Consider the following 19,055-nt stretch of genomic DNA (forward strand, 5'->3'; position numbering starts at 1 on the left):
ATCGAGATTTTCGGCGGGACTATTACGACCAGATGTACATGATCTGGCTGAACATTTAGCTCCAGAACCTCACAATCCTTTATTCCGCAGAGAATGTAGATTGTCCTGTAAAGTTCCTTGCCCAACTTATCTTTCAGGATCCTGAAACGGTACTTAGGCGTCCAGACTATGTGGTATTTACAACGCCAATATACATGTGATGAACTCCTGTAAAGCCCCATGTCGGTTTGTCTCCTTTTACTTGTGGTGAGTAAGCAGAGATATTCCGGCATGGGCATTCTTCAGGCTATAGCCTTACAGGATCAATCACCACCTCCCCAGGAGGTGGTTTAGGGGTGACAACAAAAAAGCACCCTGACGGTGCTTTTCTGCAGTTTAAGCTTCAGCGCTTCGCTAAAACTTATTCATAAATATTGGCGCGGTCGCGTAATTCTTTACCCGGTTTAAAGTGGGGAACATATTTTCCTTCCAGATCCACTTTGTCGCCTGTTTTGGGGTTACGCCCGGTGCGAGGTGCACGATAGTGCAGAGAAAAACTGCCGAAACCGCGGATCTCAATGCGCTCACCCTGGGCAAGAGTAGAGGCCATATGCTCCAGCATCTCTTTTACGGCATCTTCCACGGCTTTTGCCGGAATATGCGATTGCTGGCTTGCAAGTCTTTCGATCAATTCTGACTTGGTCATGATTCCTCCGGTTTCCTTCAAGGCAAAAATTCGCTTAATAGCTTTAACAAGGGCGGCCGTAGCCGCCCTTTGTCATTGATTACAGGACGAATCCTGCAATCTGTCAAGTAACTCATCACCCTGCGAACCGCAGTGCGTTAACTTCGTCACTACAGTCCGCAAAGTAGGGAGTAACTTACTCGCCTTTCGCTGCTTTGAAAGCTTCAGCCATAGCGTTAGAGAAGTTGCCTTCTTCCTGTTTGTTGTTAACAGAAGCGATTGCATCTTTCTCGTCAGCTTCGTCTTTCGCACGAACAGACAGGCTAACTACGCGGTTCTTACGGTCAACGCCAGTGAATTTAGCTTCAACATCATCGCCAACATTCAGAACCAGAGTTGCGTCTTCAACGCGGTCACGGGAAGCTTCAGAAGCGCGCAGGTAACCTTCAACGCCGTCAGCCAGTTCTACGGTTGCGCCTTTAGCATCAACTGCAGTGACTTTACCGTTTACGATTGCGCCTTTCTTGTTCAGTGCAACGTAGTTGTTGAACGGATCTTCTGCGAGTTGTTTAACGCCCAGAGAGATACGCTCACGCTCTGCGTCAACCTGCAGAACAACGGCTGCGATTTCGTCGCCTTTTTTGTATTCACGGACTGCTTCTTCGCCTGCAACGTTCCAGGAGATGTCAGACAGGTGAACCAGGCCATCGATACCGCCGTCCAGGCCGATGAAGATACCGAAGTCAGTGATAGACTTGATTTTACCTTCAACGCGGTCGCCCTTGTTGTGGGTTTCAGCGAACTGCTGCCACGGGTTGGATTTGCACTGTTTCAGACCCAAGGAGATACGACGACGTTCTTCGTCGATATCCAGAACCATAACTTCCACTACGTCGCCAACGTTAACAACTTTGGACGGGTGGATGTTTTTGTTGGTCCAATCCATTTCGGAAACGTGGACCAGGCCTTCAACGCCTTCTTCGATTTCAACGAAGCAGCCGTAGTCGGTCAGGTTGGTAACGCGGCCAGTCAGCTTGGTGCCTTCCGGGTAACGTTTAGCGATAGCCACCCACGGATCTTCGCCCAGCTGTTTCAGGCCCAGAGATACACGAGTACGCTCGCGGTCGAATTTCAGCACTTTAACAGTGATTTCGTCGCCAACGTTTACGATTTCGCTCGGATGCTTAACGCGTTTCCATGCCATGTCGGTGATGTGCAGCAGGCCGTCAACGCCGCCCAGATCAACGAATGCACCGTAGTCAGTGAGGTTCTTAACGATACCTTTAACTTCCATGCCTTCCTGCAGGTTTTCCAGCAGCTGATCGCGTTCTGCGCTGTTCTCGGATTCGATAACCGCACGACGGGAAACAACAACGTTGTTACGCTTCTGGTCAAGCTTGATTACTTTGAATTCAAGCTCTTTGCCTTCCAGGTGCAGAGTGTCACGGACCGGACGAACGTCTACCAGAGAACCTGGCAGGAACGCACGAATACCGTTCAGCTCAACAGTGAAGCCACCTTTAACTTTGCCGTTGATAACACCGGTAACAGTTTCAGCGTCTTCGTAAGCTTTTTCCAGCGTGATCCAAGCTTCGTGACGTTTAGCTTTTTCACGGGACAGCAGGGTTTCACCGAAGCCGTCTTCTACTGCATCCAGAGCAACGTCAACTTCGTCACCAACCTGGATTTCCAGCTCGCCCTGGGCGTTTTTGAACTGCTCAGCCGGAATGGCGGACTCAGATTTCAGACCGGCGTCAACCAGTACTACATCTTTGTCGATAGCAACAACAACACCGCGAACAATGGAACCCGGGCGGGTTTCGATTTCTTTTAAGGATTCTTCAAACAGTTGAGCAAAAGATTCAGTCATGTTTAATCTTCAGGTTTCATATTTAACGTCCACCTGGCTCCGTGCCGGATGGGGTTGTTTAACATACCCGCTGTCATTCCATTGCAACGGGGGTACTGCAAATTCGGTCGCAATTATGCGAGGGCCAATTTTTGGCGAGCATATTGTAGCGCTTTCTCAATCACTTGCTCAATACTTAAACGGGTTGAATCCAGTACTAAAGCATCGGCAGCAGGCACTAACGGCGCAACAGGGCGATTACGATCGCGATCGTCACGTTCTTTGATCTCGGCCAAAAGGCGTTCAAAGTTAACACTAAAGCCCTTCTCCTGCAACTGCAGCATACGGCGGTGCGCACGTTCTTCAGAGGAGGCGTCAAGGAAAATTTTCACTGGCGCATCGGGAAAAACAACGGTGCCCATATCACGCCCATCGGCGATAAGACCCGGCGCTTCGCGAAACGCGCGTTGGCGACGCAATAACGCCTCACGCACGCGCGGGAATGCCGCCACTTGCGATGCCGCATTCGCCACGTCCTGAGTGCGAATTTCACCACTCACATCTTCGCCTTCCAGAATCACTTCCAGATTGCCGTTGGTCGAGACAAAACGCACATCAAGATGCGCCGCCAGAGGAACCAGTACCTCTTCAGAGGTCACATCAACATGGTGATGTAGCGCGGCCAACGCCAGCACACGATAAATGGCGCCGGAGTCCAACAGATGCCACTGCAACGCTTCCGCCATTGCCTTGCAAAGGGTGCCTTTTCCCGCACCGCTCGGCCCATCAATGGTAATTACCGGGGCAATTGCCGTCATCTTCATCTCCTTAATCAGGGCATACCGTTACATAAACGCCGCGCATTATACGCGGCAATGCGCACGATCGTTACTCCCGCGTGCGAATAACCGAATATATGAAGCTGAGTGTAGAAGAATTGTGCAGGAAACGGGCTGATTCGCATCAGCCCGGCACAGACAGGAATGGGGTTACTTTTTATCTGCAGCAATGCGCTCGCGGATATGCTGCGCGCGCTCAGTTGACGGCGGATGGGAATCAAACATCGATTTCTCCGAACCCGCATCCAACTTCGCCAGTTTTTCAAAGCTGGTGACTAATCCCTGACGGCTGATATTACGTTTTTTCAGCAAATCGTAAGAGAAATCGTCCGCAGCGGATTCCTGAGTGCGGGAGAAGGCAGAATTCACCATATTCTCCGCCAGGTCACCAAGCTGAGACTGGGAGAGTTGTGCGCCTGCCGCGCTGCTGGCGGAGATGGCATCACGGGCAGCCAGTGTCGCATACGCCGTCTGCATTGCTTTGCGGCTATGACCCAGGGCAACGTGCCCCATTTCATGGCCCAGTACAGCTTCGACTTCATTGTCCGTCATCATATCCATGAGACCGCTGTACACGCGAATGCAACCGTTCGCCATTGCCCACGCGTTAACCTCTTTCGTCATATAAACTTTGTAGGTTACTGGCGTGCCATCGATATTGTTACCCAGCGCTTTTGCGATTTTGTCGAGGCGCTTCGCATAGGTACTGGATGCCGGGGCCAGATTGTTCTGTTTATCCATCTCCGCGCAAGACTTCTCTGAGAGCGCCTTCACGTCGGCATCGCTGAGCGTCGCCGCTTTGTATGCTGACATACCGGATTTGGTTAACGCTTCTGCGTTAATGCCACCCATGTTTTTACAACCAGAGACCAGAGTTGCCGCCACCAGGCAGCTAAAAATCATTGTTTTTTTCATAGACAGTCCATGTTTATCTAATTGAATCATCGGGAATAGTCCCGGGCAGATAGTAACATGGCGAAGAAGGTTGTCGACACTCTCAACAATAGCGGGTAAATCCGCCCTGCGATGCCTGCGCAGGGCGGGTAAATGTTATCAGGCGAGGGTACTAATACGGGCTAACTGTTCGAAGTAGTCCGGGAAGGTTTTGGCTGTGCATTTCGGGTCGAGGATGGTCACGGGCGTATCCGACAGCGCCACCAGCGAGAAGCACATCGCCATACGGTGGTCGTTATAGGTGCCAATTTCCGCAAACTGCAATTTTGCTGGCGGCGTAACGCGAATATAGTCTTCGCCCTCTTCGACTTCGGCACCCACTTTACGCAGCTCTGTTGTCATCGCAAACAAACGGTCTGTCTCTTTCACACGCCAGTTATAGATGTTGCGCAGCGTCGTCGTCCCGTTAGCAAACAGCGCCGTCGTGGCAATGGTCATTGCCGCATCCGGAATATGGTTCATATCCATGTCGATAGCGTTCAGCTCACCATGCGTACAGGCAATGTAATCATCACCCCAGACAATCGTCGCGCCCATTTTTTCCAGCACATCGGCAAAGCGGATATCCCCCTGCACACTGTTGCGGCCAATGCCGGTCACTTTCACTGTGCCGCCTTTTATTGCCGCGGCGGCAAGGAAATAAGAGGCAGATGAGGCATCCCCTTCCACCAGATAGTGACCTGGTGACTGATAGTGTTGCCCACCACGCACCACAAAACGCTGGTACTGCTGGTTTTCAACGTTAACACCGAAGGTCTTCATCAGGTGCAATGTGATGTCGATATAGGGTTTGGAAACCAGTTCGCCTTTGATGGTGATGATCGTATCTTGCGGGGCCAGCGGCGCAGTCATCAACAGCGCGGTTAAAAACTGGCTGGAAACACTGCCATCAACACTCACATCGCCGCCGGTAAAACCACCACGCAGGCGCAGTGGAGGATAATTTTCCTGCTCAAGGTAATCAATCTGCGCGCCGCCCTGACGTAACGCATCAACCAGATGGCCGATTGGCCGTTCTTTCATGCGCGGTTCGCCAGTCAGCACCAACTCATTGGTACCCAGGCACAGTGCCGCCGCCAGTGGGCGCATGGCAGTACCGGCGTTGCCAAGGAACAACTCCAGTTTTTCTGCGGAATGCAGGGGGCCACCGACACCGGTCACTTCGCAACGGGTGCGATCGGCAGATAAAGTGTAATGAACTCCCAGCGCGCTGAGGGCATTCAGCATATGGCGCACATCGTCACTGTCCAGCAGGTTCGTCAGAACGGTCGTGCCATGAGCGAATGCAGCAAGCAACAAAGCGCGGTTTGAGACACTCTTTGAACCAGGCAGATTAATGGTGCCATCTACCCGCGCGATGGGTTGTAACGTCAGGGATTCCATGAAACTTCACTCTCAACAAACAGAATAAAACCCCCGCAGTCCAACTACGGGGGTGCGTTAAAACAGGTCGATGATTAACCGTGGCGACGTTCGAAATCGACCATAAAATCAGTCAGCGCCTGTACACCCGCCAGAGGCATCGCGTTATAAATAGAGGCACGCATGCCTCCCACAACGCGGTGGCCTTTCAACGCATGCAAACCTGCGGCGAATGACTCTTCAAGGAAGACCTTATCCAGCGCACTGTCTGCCAACTGGAAAGGCACATTCATGCGGGAACGGTTCGCTTTTGCGACATCGTTACGGTAGAAACCGCTGTTATCAATCACGCCATAAAGCAACTCGGCTTTTTGCTGATTGAGTTTATCCATTGCAGCCACGCCACCTTGCTTTTTCAGCCACTTAAACACCAGACCTGAAAGATACCAGGCAAAAGTCGGCGGTGTGTTAAACATGGAGTCGTTTTCGTTCAGCACGCTGTAATCAAGAATGGATGGGCAGGACGCGTGCGCTTTACCCAGCAGATCTTCACGTACAATCACCAGCGTCAACCCCGCCGGGCCGATGTTTTTCTGCGCACCCGCGTAGATCACACCGAAACGGCTAACATCAATCTGGCGCGACAGAATCGTTGAGGAGAAATCCGCAGCGACAACAACGTCGCCAAAATCCGGCGTTTCGTCGATGGCAATACCGTCAATCGTTTCGTTCGGGCAGTAATGCAGATAAGCAGCATTATCGCTCAGTTGCCAGTCACGCATCGGTTTTACCGCACGTAAACCATCAACAGTGATTTTGGCGTCGATAACGTTAGGTACGCAGTATTTTTTCGCTTCTTTTACTGCGCTCGCCGCCCAGTAGCCAGCATCCACATAATCCGCTGTGGTTTTCTCACCCAGCAGGTTCAGAGGGACGCCTGCAAACTGACCGCGACCACCGCCATGACAGAACAGAACCTTATAGTTGGAGGGAATATTCAGCAGGTCGCGAAAATCCTTTTCTGCTTCTTCCGCCACATGGATAAACTCTTTACCACGATGGCTAATTTCCATCACCGATGTACCAAGCCCTTGCCAGTCGCACAGTTCTTGTTGCGCCTGTTTGAGCACATCCGCCGGTAACATTGCCGGACCAGAACTAAAATTGAAGACCTGAGTCATTTCCCCTCACCACGCTATAAAGCAATAAGTTATTCCTGTGACATCGGTTTTATCATTCAGCGCCACGCGCCGCAACGGGTAATAGGCGCGGGGGGGAAGTTGTGCGCCAAATCACATAGCAGATTGTTTTGCATTGCTTACGGAGACCCGATAAAAACCCTGTTATGTGACCCGAATTGCCCGACTGGCCTTTGACCATTCCGGATTTGCGCAGCGCGGGCAGATTTTCTCTTCACCCGCCCGAAGCGGAACAATTTTGCTGCAACGCACGCAAACATAGTCTCCCTCTTCAGGGGCCTTTTTAAAGCGTTCACTACAGCCTTCCGGCAGAATGCACAAGCCGGGTTTGACCTCGTCATCGGTAAAGTAGTACACGCTAAGTTGCCCATTCGTTTCCATAATCGCCAGGCGGACCTGTCCTAACTGGTCAACACCGTTGGTGCGTAATTCCATAAAGAATTCAAATTCAGTCAGATTCTCCTCGTGTAATTTCTCCCACGCCAGCTCGCCATCTTTGACAATCACCACCGGTTTGCCTTCCAGCAAATCTTCCAGTTTTTCACTGTGCGACATCACCCACATGACCAGTCGGTAAAGCATACCCAGTGTAATAAACACCACGAGTACGGGCAGCATAGGGACATCATCGTAGAAGGCCACATCGCCCGCAGCCGATCCCAGCGTCAGAATAATGAGGACTTCAAATAACGACATCTGCCGTACGCCGCGCCGGCCGGTGATTTTGAGAAATAAGAAGACTAAAACAAAGGTATAGAGGCTACGCAGCGCGACTTCCCACAGAAAATCAAGGGGTACCTTGTCGAGGGCCATCCGGTGCAGGTCAAACGCTTTCATTTTTTTATGCCTGAACAGTCAATTACTTTTCATAAGCATAGTCAGAAGTTTTATTTTCGCCGGACTAATGGGGAAGATAGCGCCAGTCATGTAAAACCCGTATCATTGCGCGCTTTACGTACGAAAAAAGTGACCGTCATGACTCAAACATTTATTCCCGGCAAAGATGCCGCGCTGGAAGACTCCATCGCTCGCTTTCAGCAAAAGCTCACCGATCTCGGTTTTAACATTGAAGAGGCCTCCTGGCTGAACCCGGTACCCAACGTCTGGTCTGTGCATATTCGCGATAAAGAGTGTGCGCTGTGTTTCACCAACGGCAAAGGTGCCACCAAAAAAGCAGCACTGGCCTCTGCACTGGGTGAGTACTTCGAACGTCTGTCCACAAACTACTTTTTTGCAGACTTCTGGCTGGGCGACGCTATCGCGCAGGGGCCGTTCGTTCATTACCCTAATGAAAAATGGTTCCCACTGTCGGAAGATGACAGCCTGCCGGAAGGTATTCTCGATGCACGCCTGCGCGCCTACTACGATCCGGAAAACGCACTGACCGCAGGCATGCTGGTTGATTTGCAATCCGGTAACGACGAGCGCGGTATCTGTGCCCTACCGTTTACCCGCCAGTCTGATGAGCAAACGGTCTATATTCCGATGAATATCGTTGGCAACCTGTATGTGTCTAACGGTATGTCAGCCGGCAACACGCGTAATGAAGCCCGTGTTCAGGGACTGTCGGAAGTGTTTGAGCGTCATATTAAAAACCGCATTATTGCCGAGAGCATTAGCCTGCCGGAGATTCCGCAAGAGGTACTGGCACGTTACCCGGGCGTTGTTGAGGCTATTGCAAAACTGGAAGCAGAAGGTTTCCCGATTTTCGCTTATGACGGCTCGCTCGGCGGTAAATACCCGGTTATCTGCGTGGTACTGTTTAACCCGGCCAACGGTACCTGCTTTGCCTCTTTTGGCGCGCATCCTGATTTCGGCGTCGCGCTGGAACGTACCGTTACCGAGCTTCTGCAAGGCCGAGGTCTGAAAGATCTCGATGTGTTCACCCCACCGACCTTTGATGATGAAGAAGTGGCTGAGCACGCCAACCTCGAAACCCACTTTATTGACTCCAGTGGTCTCATCTCATGGGATCTGTTTAAACAGGATGCGGATTATCCGTTTGTTGACTGGAGCTTCGCCGGCACCACTGAAGAAGAGTTCGCCACCCTGATGGCCATCTTCAAGGCGGAAGATAAAGAAGTTTATATTGCTGACTACGAACATCTGGGTGTTTATGCCTGCCGTATCCTGGTGCCAGGCATGTCGGATATTTACCCGGCGGAAGATCTGTGGCTGGCCAACAACACCATGGGTAGCCATCTGCGCGAAACGATTCTCTCCCTGCCCGGCAGTGAGTGGGATAAAGAGGATTACCTCAACCTTATCGCGCAACTGGATGATGAAGGTCATGACGACTTTACCCGCGTGCGTGAACTACTGGGTCTGGCTACCGGGAAAGATAATGGCTGGTACACCCTGCGTATTGGCGAGCTGAAAGCAATGCTGGCGCTGGCGGGCGGCGACCTGGATCAGGCGCTGACCTGGACCGAGTGGACGATGGAATTTAACGCCTCCATCTTCAGTGCTGAGCGGGCAAACTATTACCGTTGCCTGCAAACCTTGTTATTGCTGGCTCAGGAAGAGGAGCGCCAACCGCTACAATACCTGAATGCGTTTGTGCGCATGTACGGTGCGCAAGCTGTCGAAGCCGCCAGTGCGGCGCTGAGCGGTGAAGCACCATTTTACGACCTGCAGCCGGCTGACGGTACGCTGAAAGCTTTCCCGGCACATCAGTCTTTGTTAGCAGCTTACGAAAAATTACAACGCGCGAAAACGGCGTTCTGGTCGAAATAACGACAAGTAGTGCGACAATCTGTAGGCTTAATGACGGGTCTACGCTATATTACGGGGCAATTTCATTGCCCCGTTTTATTTATTTTTTGGCAATGACGGCCAGTTGTAATATTTAGGTTAAATATGGGTAAATATTAATATCCTCCCAATCTAATATTGTTACTTCTTATGGCAATTACTCCATTTTAATTAACTGTTTTTTGGGAGGCGTCATAAAAAAATTCAACTCTTTTTGCAACTTTTAAACTTTATTTTTATTTTGATAATCAACAAGTTACTCCGCATTCGTAGAAAAACCACGCGCTTTGCGGTCCTATAAGCCAGGCGAGATATGATCCATATCAAATTCTCTTCTATAATGCTTTGTTAGTATCTCGTCGCCGACTTAATAAAGAGAGAGTTAGTGTGAAAGCTGACAACCCTTTTGATCTTATTCTTCCAGCAGAGATGGCGAAAGTTGCCGAAGAAGCTGGTGTCTATAAAGCGACTAAACATCCGCTTAAGACTTTCTACCTTGCGATCACCGCAGGTGTGTTTATCTCCATTGCTTTTGTTTTCTATATCACTGCTACCACCGGTACAGCGACGATGCCGTTCGGTATTGCTAAACTGATTGGTGGTATCTGCTTCTCACTGGGGTTGATCCTTTGCATCATCTGCGGTGCTGATCTTTTTACATCCACCGTACTGATTGTGGTAGCGAAAGCCAGTGGGCGTATCACCTGGGGGCAACTGGCCCGTAACTGGGTGAACGTCTATGTCGGCAACCTGGTGGGCGCACTGCTGTTTGTGCTGTTAATGTGGTTGTCTGGCGAGTATATGGTCGCCAATGGCGGTTGGGGCATGAATGTGCTGCAAACTGCCGACCACAAGCTGCACCATACATTTGTTGAAGCTGTTGCGCTGGGTATTCTGGCGAACCTGATGGTCTGTTTGGCTGTGTGGATGAGTTATTCCGGCCGCAGCCTGATGGATAAGGCAATGATTATGGTGCTGCCGGTTGCGATGTTTGTCGCCAGCGGTTTTGAGCACAGCATTGCAAACATGTTTATGATCCCGATGGGTATCGTAATCCGCAACTTTGCGAGCCCGGAGTTCTGGACCGCAGTTGGTTCCAGCCCGGAAAGTTTTTCTCATCTGACTATTGCGAATTTCATCACCGATAACCTGATCCCTGTAACAATCGGGAATATCATAGGTGGAGGGTTATTAGTCGGGTTGACATACTGGGTCATTTACCTGCGTGGCAACGATCATCATTAATGGTTGTTTCAGGCAGTAAATAAAAAATCCACTTAAGAAGGTAGGTGTTACATGTCCGAGCTTAATGAAAAATTAGCCACAGCCTGGGAAGGTTTTACAAAAGGCGATTGGCAGAATGCAGTAAACGTACGCGACTTTATCCAGAAAAACTACACCCCGTACGAAGGCGACGAGTCCTTCCTGGCTGGCGCAACTGAAGCGACCACCAAGCTGTGGGACAAAGTAATGGAAGGCGTTAAACTGGAAAACCGCACTCATGCGCCAGTTGATTTCGACACCTCCGTTGCCTCTACCATCACTTCTCACGACGCTGGCTACATCAACAAAGCGCTGGAGAAAATCGTTGGTCTGCAAACCGAAGCTCCACTGAAACGCGCCATCATCCCGTTTGGCGGGATCAAAATGGTCGAAGGTTCTTGCAAAGCGTACAACCGCGAGCTGGATCCTGCGCTGAAAAAAATCTTCACCGAATACCGCAAAACTCATAACCAGGGTGTATTTGATGTTTACACCAAAGACATCCTGAACTGCCGTAAATCTGGCGTTCTGACTGGTCTGCCGGATGCCTATGGCCGTGGTCGTATCATCGGTGACTACCGTCGCGTTGCGCTGTACGGTATCGACTTCCTGATGAAAGACAAATACGCTCAGTTCCTGTCCCTGCAGTCTGACATGGAAAATGGCGTTAACCTGGAAGCGACTATCCGTCTGCGCGAAGAGATCGCTGAACAGCATCGCGCACTGGGTCAGATCAAAGAGATGGCCGCTAAATACGGCTGCGATATCTCTGGTCCGGCAACCAACGCTCAGGAAGCTATCCAGTGGACCTACTTCGGCTACCTGGCCGCTGTTAAGTCTCAGAACGGCGCTGCAATGTCCTTCGGTCGCGTATCTACCTTCCTGGACGTGTACATCGAACGTGACCTGAAAGCAGGCAAAATCACTGAACAAGACGCGCAGGAAATGATTGACCACCTGGTTATGAAACTGCGTATGGTTCGCTTCCTGCGTACCCCTGAGTATGATGAACTGTTCTCTGGCGACCCGATTTGGGCAACTGAATCAATCGGCGGTATGGGCGTTGATGGCCGTACTCTGGTTTCCAAAAACAGCTTCCGTTTCCTGAACACCCTGTACACCATGGGGCCGTCTCCGGAGCCGAACATCACTGTTCTGTGGTCTGAAAAACTGCCGCTGAACTTCAAAAAATTCGCTGCTAAAGTCTCCATCGATACCTCTTCTCTGCAATACGAGAACGACGATCTGATGCGTCCGGACTTCAACAACGATGACTACGCAATTGCTTGCTGCGTGAGCCCGATGGTTGTGGGTAAACAAATGCAGTTCTTTGGTGCTCGTGCTAACCTGGCGAAAACCATGCTGTATGCAATCAACGGCGGTGTTGATGAAAAACTGAAAATGCAGGTTGGTCCGAAAACTGAACCAATCAAAGGCGACGTGCTGAAGTTTGATGAAGTTATGGATCGTATGGATCACTTCATGGACTGGCTGGCTAAACAGTATGTCACTGCACTGAACGTTATTCACTACATGCATGACAAATACAGCTACGAAGCTTCTCTGATGGCGCTGCACGATCGCGACGTTATCCGTACCATGGCATGTGGTATCGCGGGTCTGTCCGTTGCTGCTGACTCCCTGTCTGCTATCAAATACGCGAAAGTTAAACCGATTCGTGACGAAGACGGTCTGGCTATCGACTTCGAAATCGAAGGCGAATACCCGCAGTTTGGTAACAACGACGCTCGCGTTGATGACATGGCTGTTGACCTGGTTGAACGTTTCATGAAGAAAATTCAGAAACTGACCACCTACCGCAATGCTATCCCGACTCAGTCTGTTCTGACCATCACCTCTAACGTAGTGTATGGTAAGAAAACCGGTAACACCCCAGACGGTCGTCGTGCTGGCGCGCCGTTCGGACCGGGTGCTAACCCGATGCACGGTCGTGACCAGAAAGGTGCTGTCGCCTCTCTGACCTCCGTTGCTAAACTGCCGTTCGCTTACGCTAAAGATGGTATCTCTTACACCTTCTCTATCGTGCCGAATGCGTTGGGTAAAGACGACGAAGTGCGTAAAACCAACCTGGCTGGCCTGATGGATGGTTATTTCCACCATGAAGCGTCCATCGAAGGTGGTCAGCACCTGAACGTAAACGTGATGAACCGCGAAATGCTGCTCGACGCGATGGAAAACCCGGAAAAATATCCGCAGCTGACCATCCGTGTATCTGGTTATGCAGTACGTTTTAACTCCCTGACTAAAGAACAGCAGCAGGACGTTATTACCCGTACTTTCACTCAGACCATGTAATGGTATTGACTGAAATCGCGAAGTAAAAAGCGTATACTAAAGGCTCCACGCAAGTGGGGCCTTTTTAACACCTGAAGTGTGCTTTGGCGGGCATCTCTCCCCAGGATACCCGCCAAAACAGACTTAGCGCAGAAGGAATCAAACTGCGCAGACACAGGCCCCGGATGGGCCATATCTGGAGAAAACACCGCAATGTCAGTTATTGGTCGCATTCACTCCTTTGAATCCTGCGGCACGGTCGACGGCCCGGGCATCCGCTTTATTACCTTTTTCCAGGGCTGCCTGATGCGCTGCCTCTACTGCCATAACCGCGATACTTGGGATACGCATGGCGGGAAAGAAATCACCGTTGAAGATCTGATGAGCGATGTCGTTACCTACCGCCACTTTATGAATGCGTCCGGAGGCGGCGTAACCGCATCCGGCGGCGAGGCTATCCTGCAGGCAGAATTTGTCCGTGATTGGTTCCGCGCCTGCAAGAAGGAAGGCATTCATACCTGTCTGGACACCAACGGTTTTGTTCGCCGTTACGATCCGGTGATTGACGAGCTGCTGGAAGTGACCGACCTGGTCATGCTCGACCTGAAGCAAATGAACGATGAGATCCACCAGAACCTGGTTGGCGTCTCTAACCATCGTACGCTCGAGTTCGCACAGTATCTGTCGAAGAAAAATATCAACGTGTGGATCCGTTACGTCGTGGTGCCGGGTTGGTCAGATGATGATGACTCTGCTCACCGCCTGGGTGAGTTTACCCGCGACATGGGCAATGTTGAGAAAATTGAGCTGCTGCCCTATCACGAGCTGGGTAAACATAAATGGGTGGCGATGGGCGAAGAGTACAAACTGGATGGCGTGAAGCCGCCGAAAAAAGAGACCATGGAACGCGTCAAGGGTATACTGGAACAGTACGGTCACAAAGTGATGTACTGAGTCACGATTACATCCCCAAAAAAAGCCGCAACGTCATGTCGCGGCTTTTTTATCTCTGGTAATCAGGCATGCGCCACCGGCGTCGGATGATGACCTGCTTTGCGCATCAGCATCATCAGATAGATAAACGACACCCCCGCAATCATGATAAACAGCAGGCTATCGGAATAACTTTGCATCAGCAACGCGGTCAACGTCGGGCCAAGCAGACTGCCAATGGTATAGCTCAGCAGCAACGCCTGATTCATGGCAACCAGTTGGTGGTGTTCAACTTTTTCGCAGGCCCAGGCCATTGCAACCGGATAGAGCGTAAAACCCGCCGTGCCGAGCACAAACAGCGCGGGAGCCATTGCTGCATTGCTTAGCATGGCAAAACAGCCAATGATTACCACAAACACCTGCACACGTAGCACCAGCAAACGGCCAAAACGATCCGCCAGGCGACCAATTGGCCACTGCCCTACAATACCGGCGCTGACCAGCAACGCCATCCAGAAACCGATTCCTGAATCGCTAATCCCCTGGTGCGCAAGATAAAGCGGCATCAGACCGTACAGCGAACCAAGGATAATCCCGGAGATAATGCAGCCATTCACGCCCAGCCGCGCCTGGCGCAGGCGCAACATCGGCCATACCGACGCGGTGCCCTGTTCTTCACTTTGTTGATTCACAATACGGGTAAACAGCAGAGGCAAAATCGCCGCCAGCACCAGTCCGGTGGTCCAGGGCAGCACACTCATCAGCTCCGTCGGCAGTTTGCTGACCATCAGTTGGCCCAGCACTGTACCCACGTAGTAAACCATCATATATGCAGCCAGCAGGCGACCGCGATTGCGTGACGTGCCGCTGCACATCAGCCCGCTTTCAACCACCACCCAAATCATTGCACAGCCCACACCCGCAATAAAACGCCAGACCATCCAACTCCAGAAGCCTACCATCAGCCCCAGCCCGATACACCCGGCGGCAAAAATCAGCGATGCAATGTAATAGCTGCGGTTAAACCCCAGACGGCGGATCAAACGTCCTGTCAGCAACGTGCCCAACAGGTTACCGGTGAAGTAAGAGGAGCCGACCATACCCACCTGCCAGGTTGGCAGATCTTCATGGGCGAGCCAAAGCGGCACGAGCGTATTCAGCGTTGCGATCGCCAGCGTCAATAGCATCAGGCCACAGAGCAATAACAGCACTGGCCGGGTATAGGTGGACATGGATAAAAACCGTGAGGAAGTTCAGAAGTCGTGCGCATCATGCCACTGGCAAAAACATTGTCAATCCGCTGTTTTTCGGGGCAGACACGTTTTGCACCACGACGATTGATAAAACTTATCCAGCGCCGTGGCTACACGATAAAAAACCGTTTCAGTCGGTTGATTATGAAAGACTATTCCTTGGATAAGATAGAATTGTCAGTCGAAAAAATTCATGGTGATTTTTCAGCTGAAGTCGCTGAAAAGAGGCAGTAAAAAAGCGCCCGCAGGCGCTTTTCAGGAACGTCAGTAACAGCGATTAGCCGATAAACTCAAGGCCTTTCATATACGGACGCAACACTTCCGGAACTTCGATACGTCCGTCAGCCTGCTGGTAGTTTTCCAGCACCGCTACCAGCGTACGGCCAACAGCCAGACCCGAACCGTTCAGGGTGTGCACCAGACGGGTTTTCTTATCCGACTTGCTGCGGCAGCGCGCCTGCATGCGGCGAGCCTGGAAATCCCACACGTTGGAGCAGGAAGAGATTTCACGGTAGGTGTTCTGCGCCGGCACCCATACTTCCAGATCGTAGGTTTTGCAGGCGCCAAAGCCCATATCGCCGGTGCACAGCAGAATTTTACGGTATGGAAGACCCAGCAACTGCAGCACTTTCTCTGCGTGACCGGTCATCTCTTCCAGTGCCGCCATCGAGTCTTCCGGGCGAACAATCTGCACCATCTCAACTTTGTCGAACTGGTGCATACGGATCAGCCCACGGGTATCACGACCGTAAGAACCCGCTTCAGAACGGAAGCACGGCGTATGTGCGGTCATTTTGATCGGCAGATCGTCTTCATCGATGATTTCGTCGCGCACGAGGTTGGTCAGCGGCACTTCAGCGGTCGGGATCAACGCATAGTTGCTGCTGTCCGCTTCTTCTTCCAGCGGACGGGTATGGAACAGATCGCCAGCGAATTTTGGCAATTGGCCCGTACCGTACAGCGTGTCCTGGTTCACCATATAAGGCACGTAGTTTTCCGCGTAGCCATGCTCTTCGGTGTGCAGGTCAATCATGAACTGTGCCAGAGCACGATGCATGCGGGCAATTTGCCCTTTCATCACTACAAAACGGGCACCAGTCAGTTTCACTGCTGCGGCGAAGTCCAGACCGTTGTGCATTTCGCCCAACGTAACATGATCGCGGATCTCAAAATCGAACTGGCGCGGTGTACCCCAACGACTGATTTCAACATTGTCGTTCTCATCACGGCCGGTAGGAACACAATCATCAGGGATGTTCGGGATAGTCAGCGCTATATTGCGGATATCGCTCAGCAGTGTGTCCAGCTCCGCTTTTGCAGCGTCCAGCTCTTCACCCAGCTTATTCACTTCCAGGCGTAATGGCTCGATATCTTCCCCGCGTGCCTTCGCCTGGCCAATGGATTTCGATCGTGAGTTACGCTCTGCCTGCAGGTTTTCTGTCTTGACCTGAAGGACCTTACGACGCTCTTCAAGCGCGCGTAATTTATCTACATCCAGCTTAAAGCCCCGGCGTGCCAGTTTTTCAGCGACTGCGTCTGGCTCGGTACGCAGCAGATTGGGATCGAGCATGCTTTTCCTGTGCTTATCGAATTGAAATAAAAAGAGAGCGACCGCAGCCTGCGGTCATTGATGTACAGTAGTAACCTTACCGCAACGCCCGCACTAGCGGTAGCGTTTTATAGGGCTTTTATGATCCTGTTCGGCGAGCCAGGCGAGCTTTTCGCCAATCTTACCTTCCAGGCCTCTGCTGGTGGGATGATAATAACGCGTTTGTGCTAATTCCTGTGGGAAATACTCTTCCCCTGCGGCGTAAGCGTTGGGTTCGTCATGGGCATAGCGATACTCCTGACCATAGCCCATTTCTTTCATCAGTTTCGTTGGTGCATTACGTAGGTGCACGGGCACGTCATAATCCGGACGCTCGCGCGCATCCGCCAACGCCGCTTTAAATGCGGTATACACCGCGTTGCTCTTCGGCGCGCAAGCCAGATAGACAATCGCCTGGGCAATGGCACGCTCACCTTCCGCCGGTCCGACGCGGGTAAAGCAGTCCCAGGCAGAAATTGCCACCTGCATGGCGCGAGGATCGGCGTTCCCCACATCTTCCGAAGCAATCGCGAGGCAACGGCGGGCAACATACAGTGGATCCCCCCCGGCAGTGATAATGCGTGCATACCAGTAAAGCGCCGCATCCGGTGCACTGCCGCGCACCGATTTGTGCAGTGCGGAGATCAGATCGTAAAAGCGATCGCCTTTATTGTCGAAGCGCGCGCTGCGTTCGCCCGCGATCTCCGTCAACAGCTCCGGTTTAAGCATGCGTTTACCGGAGGCGTCCAGCTCGGCCATATCGGCCATCATCTCAAGCGTATTGAGTGCCCGACGCGCATCGCCATTGACCAGTTCAGCAATCGCCCGCCGGGTTTCGTCGGGCAGTACAATGTCCTGGCCACCATATCCACGGGCTTTATCTTCCATCGCCTGCGTCAGCACCTGCTCAATATCTTCTGTCGTCAGCGATTTAAGCAAATAGACGCGCGCGCGGGAGAGCAGCGCTGAGTTAAGTTCAAAGGAGGGATTTTCCGTGGTCGCACCAATAAACGTAATGGTGCCGTCTTCGATATGCGGCAGAAAGGCATCCTGCTGACTTTTGTTAAAGCGATGGACTTCGTCAACAAACAAGATGGTGCGCCGACCGGCATTACGGTTCTGCCGTGCACGCTCGATGGCTTCGCGGATCTCTTTCACCCCCGAAGTGACCGCAGAGATGCGCTCCACATCCGCACTGGCGTAGCGGGCAATCACTTCTGCGAGCGTCGTTTTCCCGGTGCCTGGCGGCCCCCACAGGATCATCGAGTGCAGATGCCCGGCTTCAATGGCGCGCGGCAACGGTTTGCCTTTCGCCAGAAGATGCTGCTGGCCAATGTACTGCGCTAAATTTTCTGGCCGCATACGGGCGGCCAGAGGTTGAAACGCATTATCGGAGAAATCGAGCGACATGTTGCTCATGCGCGCCTCTTACTTACGTTGATCGTCTACCGTTACGCCCTGGGGCGGGGTAAAGGTGAATTTCGAAGCATCAACGGTGCCGTTTTGTTGCGATTTCAATTGATAGCTGCTGCGCTGGTCATCCTGCTCAATCGCGCTGAACTGGTGGATGGTGCCATCACGACCAACGTTGATGGTAAATTGTTTCAGGTTACCGTTGCTGCCTTTCGGCGTCAGTACAAAGTCATCGCCATTTTGCACAATGTTGTACTGCTGCCAGTCGCTGGTCTGGTTGCGAGCAATCAGCATAAACGGGGTATTGCCGGTTGCGTCTTTCAGCCAGGTCGCTGTCGCTTGCTCAACAAACGGGTTATAGAACCACAAGGTTTTGCCATCGGAAACCAGTACGCTTTCATCCGGCTGCGTCATATGCCAGTTAAACAGATTCGGGCGTTTCACCCACAGATCGCCCTGTCCTTCCTGCACTGCTGCTCCGCTGCCATCCGTCACTTTTTGGGTAAAAGTGGCGTGGAAGCTGCTGACTTTATCGAGACGGCTTTTCAGATCGCTGGAAGCATCCGCCCATGCATTGCTGATTAACAGACTGCCCATCAATGCACACACCATGGCGATTTTTTTCATTGTCATTCCTCAAATACGTCACTCCCGATGTGGGAGAATACTTCTGTCACTCTAAGCGCCAC

Annotated in this window: 17 protein-coding genes; 5 read left to right on the plus strand and 12 right to left on the minus strand. The window is 51.8% G+C overall.

All coding sequences use genetic code 11. The features are described 5' to 3' along the window. The 8 genes from tnpA to GA0061071_RS08170 form a co-directional block, all read right to left on the minus strand. The coding region (gene tnpA, locus GA0061071_RS08130; protein WP_139109650.1) for an IS200/IS605 family transposase at nt 1-221 on the minus strand (221 nt) is incomplete at its 3' end. A 179-nt stretch (nt 222-400) separates the two neighbouring features. After that, nucleotides 401-685: an integration host factor subunit beta gene (gene ihfB, locus GA0061071_RS08135; RefSeq protein ID WP_007374142.1), complete on the minus strand. Its 285-nt coding sequence runs from the start codon at nt 683-685 to the stop codon at nt 401-403. A gap of 175 nt (nt 686-860) precedes the next feature. Then, nucleotides 861-2,534: a 30S ribosomal protein S1 gene (rpsA, locus tag GA0061071_RS08140; protein ID WP_017456188.1), complete on the minus strand. Its 1,674-nt coding sequence runs from the start codon at nt 2,532-2,534 to the stop codon at nt 861-863. A 113-nt stretch (nt 2,535-2,647) separates the two neighbouring features. After that, complete coding sequence (cmk, locus tag GA0061071_RS08145) at nt 2,648-3,331, minus strand: (d)CMP kinase (RefSeq protein ID WP_061494677.1); 684 nt, start codon at nt 3,329-3,331, stop codon at nt 2,648-2,650. A gap of 171 nt (nt 3,332-3,502) precedes the next feature. Then, nucleotides 3,503-4,267: a metalloprotease LoiP gene (gene loiP, locus GA0061071_RS08155; RefSeq protein WP_061499945.1), complete on the minus strand. Its 765-nt coding sequence runs from the start codon at nt 4,265-4,267 to the stop codon at nt 3,503-3,505. Between the two features lie 138 nt (nt 4,268-4,405). Continuing rightward, complete coding sequence (aroA, locus tag GA0061071_RS08160) at nt 4,406-5,689, minus strand: 3-phosphoshikimate 1-carboxyvinyltransferase (RefSeq protein WP_061494676.1); 1,284 nt, start codon at nt 5,687-5,689, stop codon at nt 4,406-4,408. Between the two features lie 74 nt (nt 5,690-5,763). Further along, nucleotides 5,764-6,849: a 3-phosphoserine/phosphohydroxythreonine transaminase gene (gene serC, locus GA0061071_RS08165; protein WP_061494675.1), complete on the minus strand. Its 1,086-nt coding sequence runs from the start codon at nt 6,847-6,849 to the stop codon at nt 5,764-5,766. A 162-nt stretch (nt 6,850-7,011) separates the two neighbouring features. Then, entirely contained in the window at nt 7,012-7,704 is a 693-nt protein-coding gene (locus GA0061071_RS08170) for a DUF421 domain-containing protein (protein ID WP_088237194.1), read from the minus strand. Between the two features lie 138 nt (nt 7,705-7,842). Here GA0061071_RS08170 and ycaO point away from each other — a divergent pair, with 138 nt between their 5' ends. The 4 genes from ycaO to pflA all read left to right on the plus strand — a co-directional run bounded on the left by ycaO (nt 7,843) and on the right by pflA (nt 14,133). Beyond that, complete coding sequence (ycaO, locus tag GA0061071_RS08175; protein WP_088237202.1) at nt 7,843-9,603, plus strand: 30S ribosomal protein S12 methylthiotransferase accessory factor YcaO; 1,761 nt, start codon at nt 7,843-7,845, stop codon at nt 9,601-9,603. Between the two features lie 405 nt (nt 9,604-10,008). Further along, nucleotides 10,009-10,866, plus strand: a complete 858-nt coding sequence (focA, locus tag GA0061071_RS08180) for a formate transporter FocA (protein ID WP_061494673.1) — start codon at nt 10,009-10,011, stop codon at nt 10,864-10,866. 51 nt (nt 10,867-10,917) lie between these two features. After that, nucleotides 10,918-13,200 (plus strand): formate C-acetyltransferase, encoded by a 2,283-nt coding sequence (gene pflB, locus GA0061071_RS08185; protein WP_061494672.1) that lies wholly within the window; start codon nt 10,918-10,920, stop codon nt 13,198-13,200. A gap of 192 nt (nt 13,201-13,392) precedes the next feature. Next, nucleotides 13,393-14,133: a pyruvate formate lyase 1-activating protein gene (gene pflA, locus GA0061071_RS08190; protein WP_061494671.1), complete on the plus strand. Its 741-nt coding sequence runs from the start codon at nt 13,393-13,395 to the stop codon at nt 14,131-14,133. A gap of 62 nt (nt 14,134-14,195) precedes the next feature. On the opposite strand, the gene GA0061071_RS08195 is transcribed toward pflA, so the two are convergent. Beyond that, on the minus strand, nt 14,196-15,344 hold the full coding sequence (locus GA0061071_RS08195) for an MFS transporter (protein ID WP_061494670.1): 1,149 nt from the start codon (nt 15,342-15,344) through the stop codon (nt 14,196-14,198). Nucleotides 15,345-15,383: 39 nt separating this feature from the next. Between GA0061071_RS08195 and GA0061071_RS23270 the strand changes: the two genes are divergently transcribed. Then, the gene (locus GA0061071_RS23270; RefSeq protein WP_139109647.1) at nt 15,384-15,599 is read left to right on the plus strand and encodes a hypothetical protein; all 216 of its coding nucleotides are present in this window, start codon (nt 15,384-15,386) and stop codon (nt 15,597-15,599) included. A 43-nt stretch (nt 15,600-15,642) separates the two neighbouring features. Here GA0061071_RS23270 and serS read toward each other — a convergent pair whose 3' ends face one another. The 3 genes from serS to lolA all read right to left on the minus strand — a co-directional run bounded on the left by serS (nt 15,643) and on the right by lolA (nt 18,993). Further along, nucleotides 15,643-16,935, minus strand: a complete 1,293-nt coding sequence (gene serS, locus GA0061071_RS08200) for a serine--tRNA ligase (protein WP_061494669.1) — start codon at nt 16,933-16,935, stop codon at nt 15,643-15,645. Nucleotides 16,936-17,028: 93 nt separating this feature from the next. Beyond that, nucleotides 17,029-18,372, minus strand: coding sequence for a replication-associated recombination protein RarA (rarA, locus tag GA0061071_RS08205; RefSeq protein WP_088237192.1), 1,344 nt, complete (start codon nt 18,370-18,372; stop codon nt 17,029-17,031). A 9-nt stretch (nt 18,373-18,381) separates the two neighbouring features. After that, nucleotides 18,382-18,993: an outer membrane lipoprotein periplasmic chaperone LolA gene (gene lolA / locus GA0061071_RS08210; protein WP_061494667.1), complete on the minus strand. Its 612-nt coding sequence runs from the start codon at nt 18,991-18,993 to the stop codon at nt 18,382-18,384. Nucleotides 18,994-19,055: the final 62 nt, after the last annotated feature.

Origin of the sequence: Kosakonia oryzendophytica (genome assembly GCF_900094925.1) — a bacterium.
GTDB lineage: Bacteria > Pseudomonadota > Gammaproteobacteria > Enterobacterales > Enterobacteriaceae > Kosakonia > Kosakonia oryzendophytica.

Excerpts from the sequence above, each read along its gene's own strand:
- ihfB (WP_007374142.1), bottom strand. The coding sequence starts at position 685 with ATGACCAAGTCAGAATTGATCGAAAGACTTGCAAGCCAGCAATCGCAT.
- rpsA (WP_017456188.1), bottom strand. The coding sequence starts at position 2,534 with ATGACTGAATCTTTTGCTCAACTGTTTGAAGAATCCTTAAAAGAAATC.
- cmk (WP_061494677.1), bottom strand. The coding sequence starts at position 3,331 with ATGACGGCAATTGCCCCGGTAATTACCATTGATGGGCCGAGCGGTGCG.
- loiP (WP_061499945.1), bottom strand. The coding sequence starts at position 4,267 with ATGAAAAAAACAATGATTTTTAGCTGCCTGGTGGCGGCAACTCTGGTC.
- aroA (WP_061494676.1), bottom strand. The coding sequence starts at position 5,689 with ATGGAATCCCTGACGTTACAACCCATCGCGCGGGTAGATGGCACCATT.
- serC (WP_061494675.1), bottom strand. The coding sequence starts at position 6,849 with ATGACTCAGGTCTTCAATTTTAGTTCTGGTCCGGCAATGTTACCGGCG.
- GA0061071_RS08170 (WP_088237194.1), bottom strand. The coding sequence starts at position 7,704 with ATGAAAGCGTTTGACCTGCACCGGATGGCCCTCGACAAGGTACCCCTT.
- ycaO (WP_088237202.1), top strand. The coding sequence starts at position 7,843 with ATGACTCAAACATTTATTCCCGGCAAAGATGCCGCGCTGGAAGACTCC.
- pflB (WP_061494672.1), top strand. The coding sequence starts at position 10,918 with ATGTCCGAGCTTAATGAAAAATTAGCCACAGCCTGGGAAGGTTTTACA.
- pflA (WP_061494671.1), top strand. The coding sequence starts at position 13,393 with ATGTCAGTTATTGGTCGCATTCACTCCTTTGAATCCTGCGGCACGGTC.
- GA0061071_RS08195 (WP_061494670.1), bottom strand. The coding sequence starts at position 15,344 with ATGTCCACCTATACCCGGCCAGTGCTGTTATTGCTCTGTGGCCTGATG.
- GA0061071_RS23270 (WP_139109647.1), top strand. The coding sequence starts at position 15,384 with ATGCCACTGGCAAAAACATTGTCAATCCGCTGTTTTTCGGGGCAGACA.
- serS (WP_061494669.1), bottom strand. The coding sequence starts at position 16,935 with ATGCTCGATCCCAATCTGCTGCGTACCGAGCCAGACGCAGTCGCTGAA.
- rarA (WP_088237192.1), bottom strand. The coding sequence starts at position 18,372 with ATGAGCAACATGTCGCTCGATTTCTCCGATAATGCGTTTCAACCTCTG.
- lolA (WP_061494667.1), bottom strand. The coding sequence starts at position 18,993 with ATGAAAAAAATCGCCATGGTGTGTGCATTGATGGGCAGTCTGTTAATC.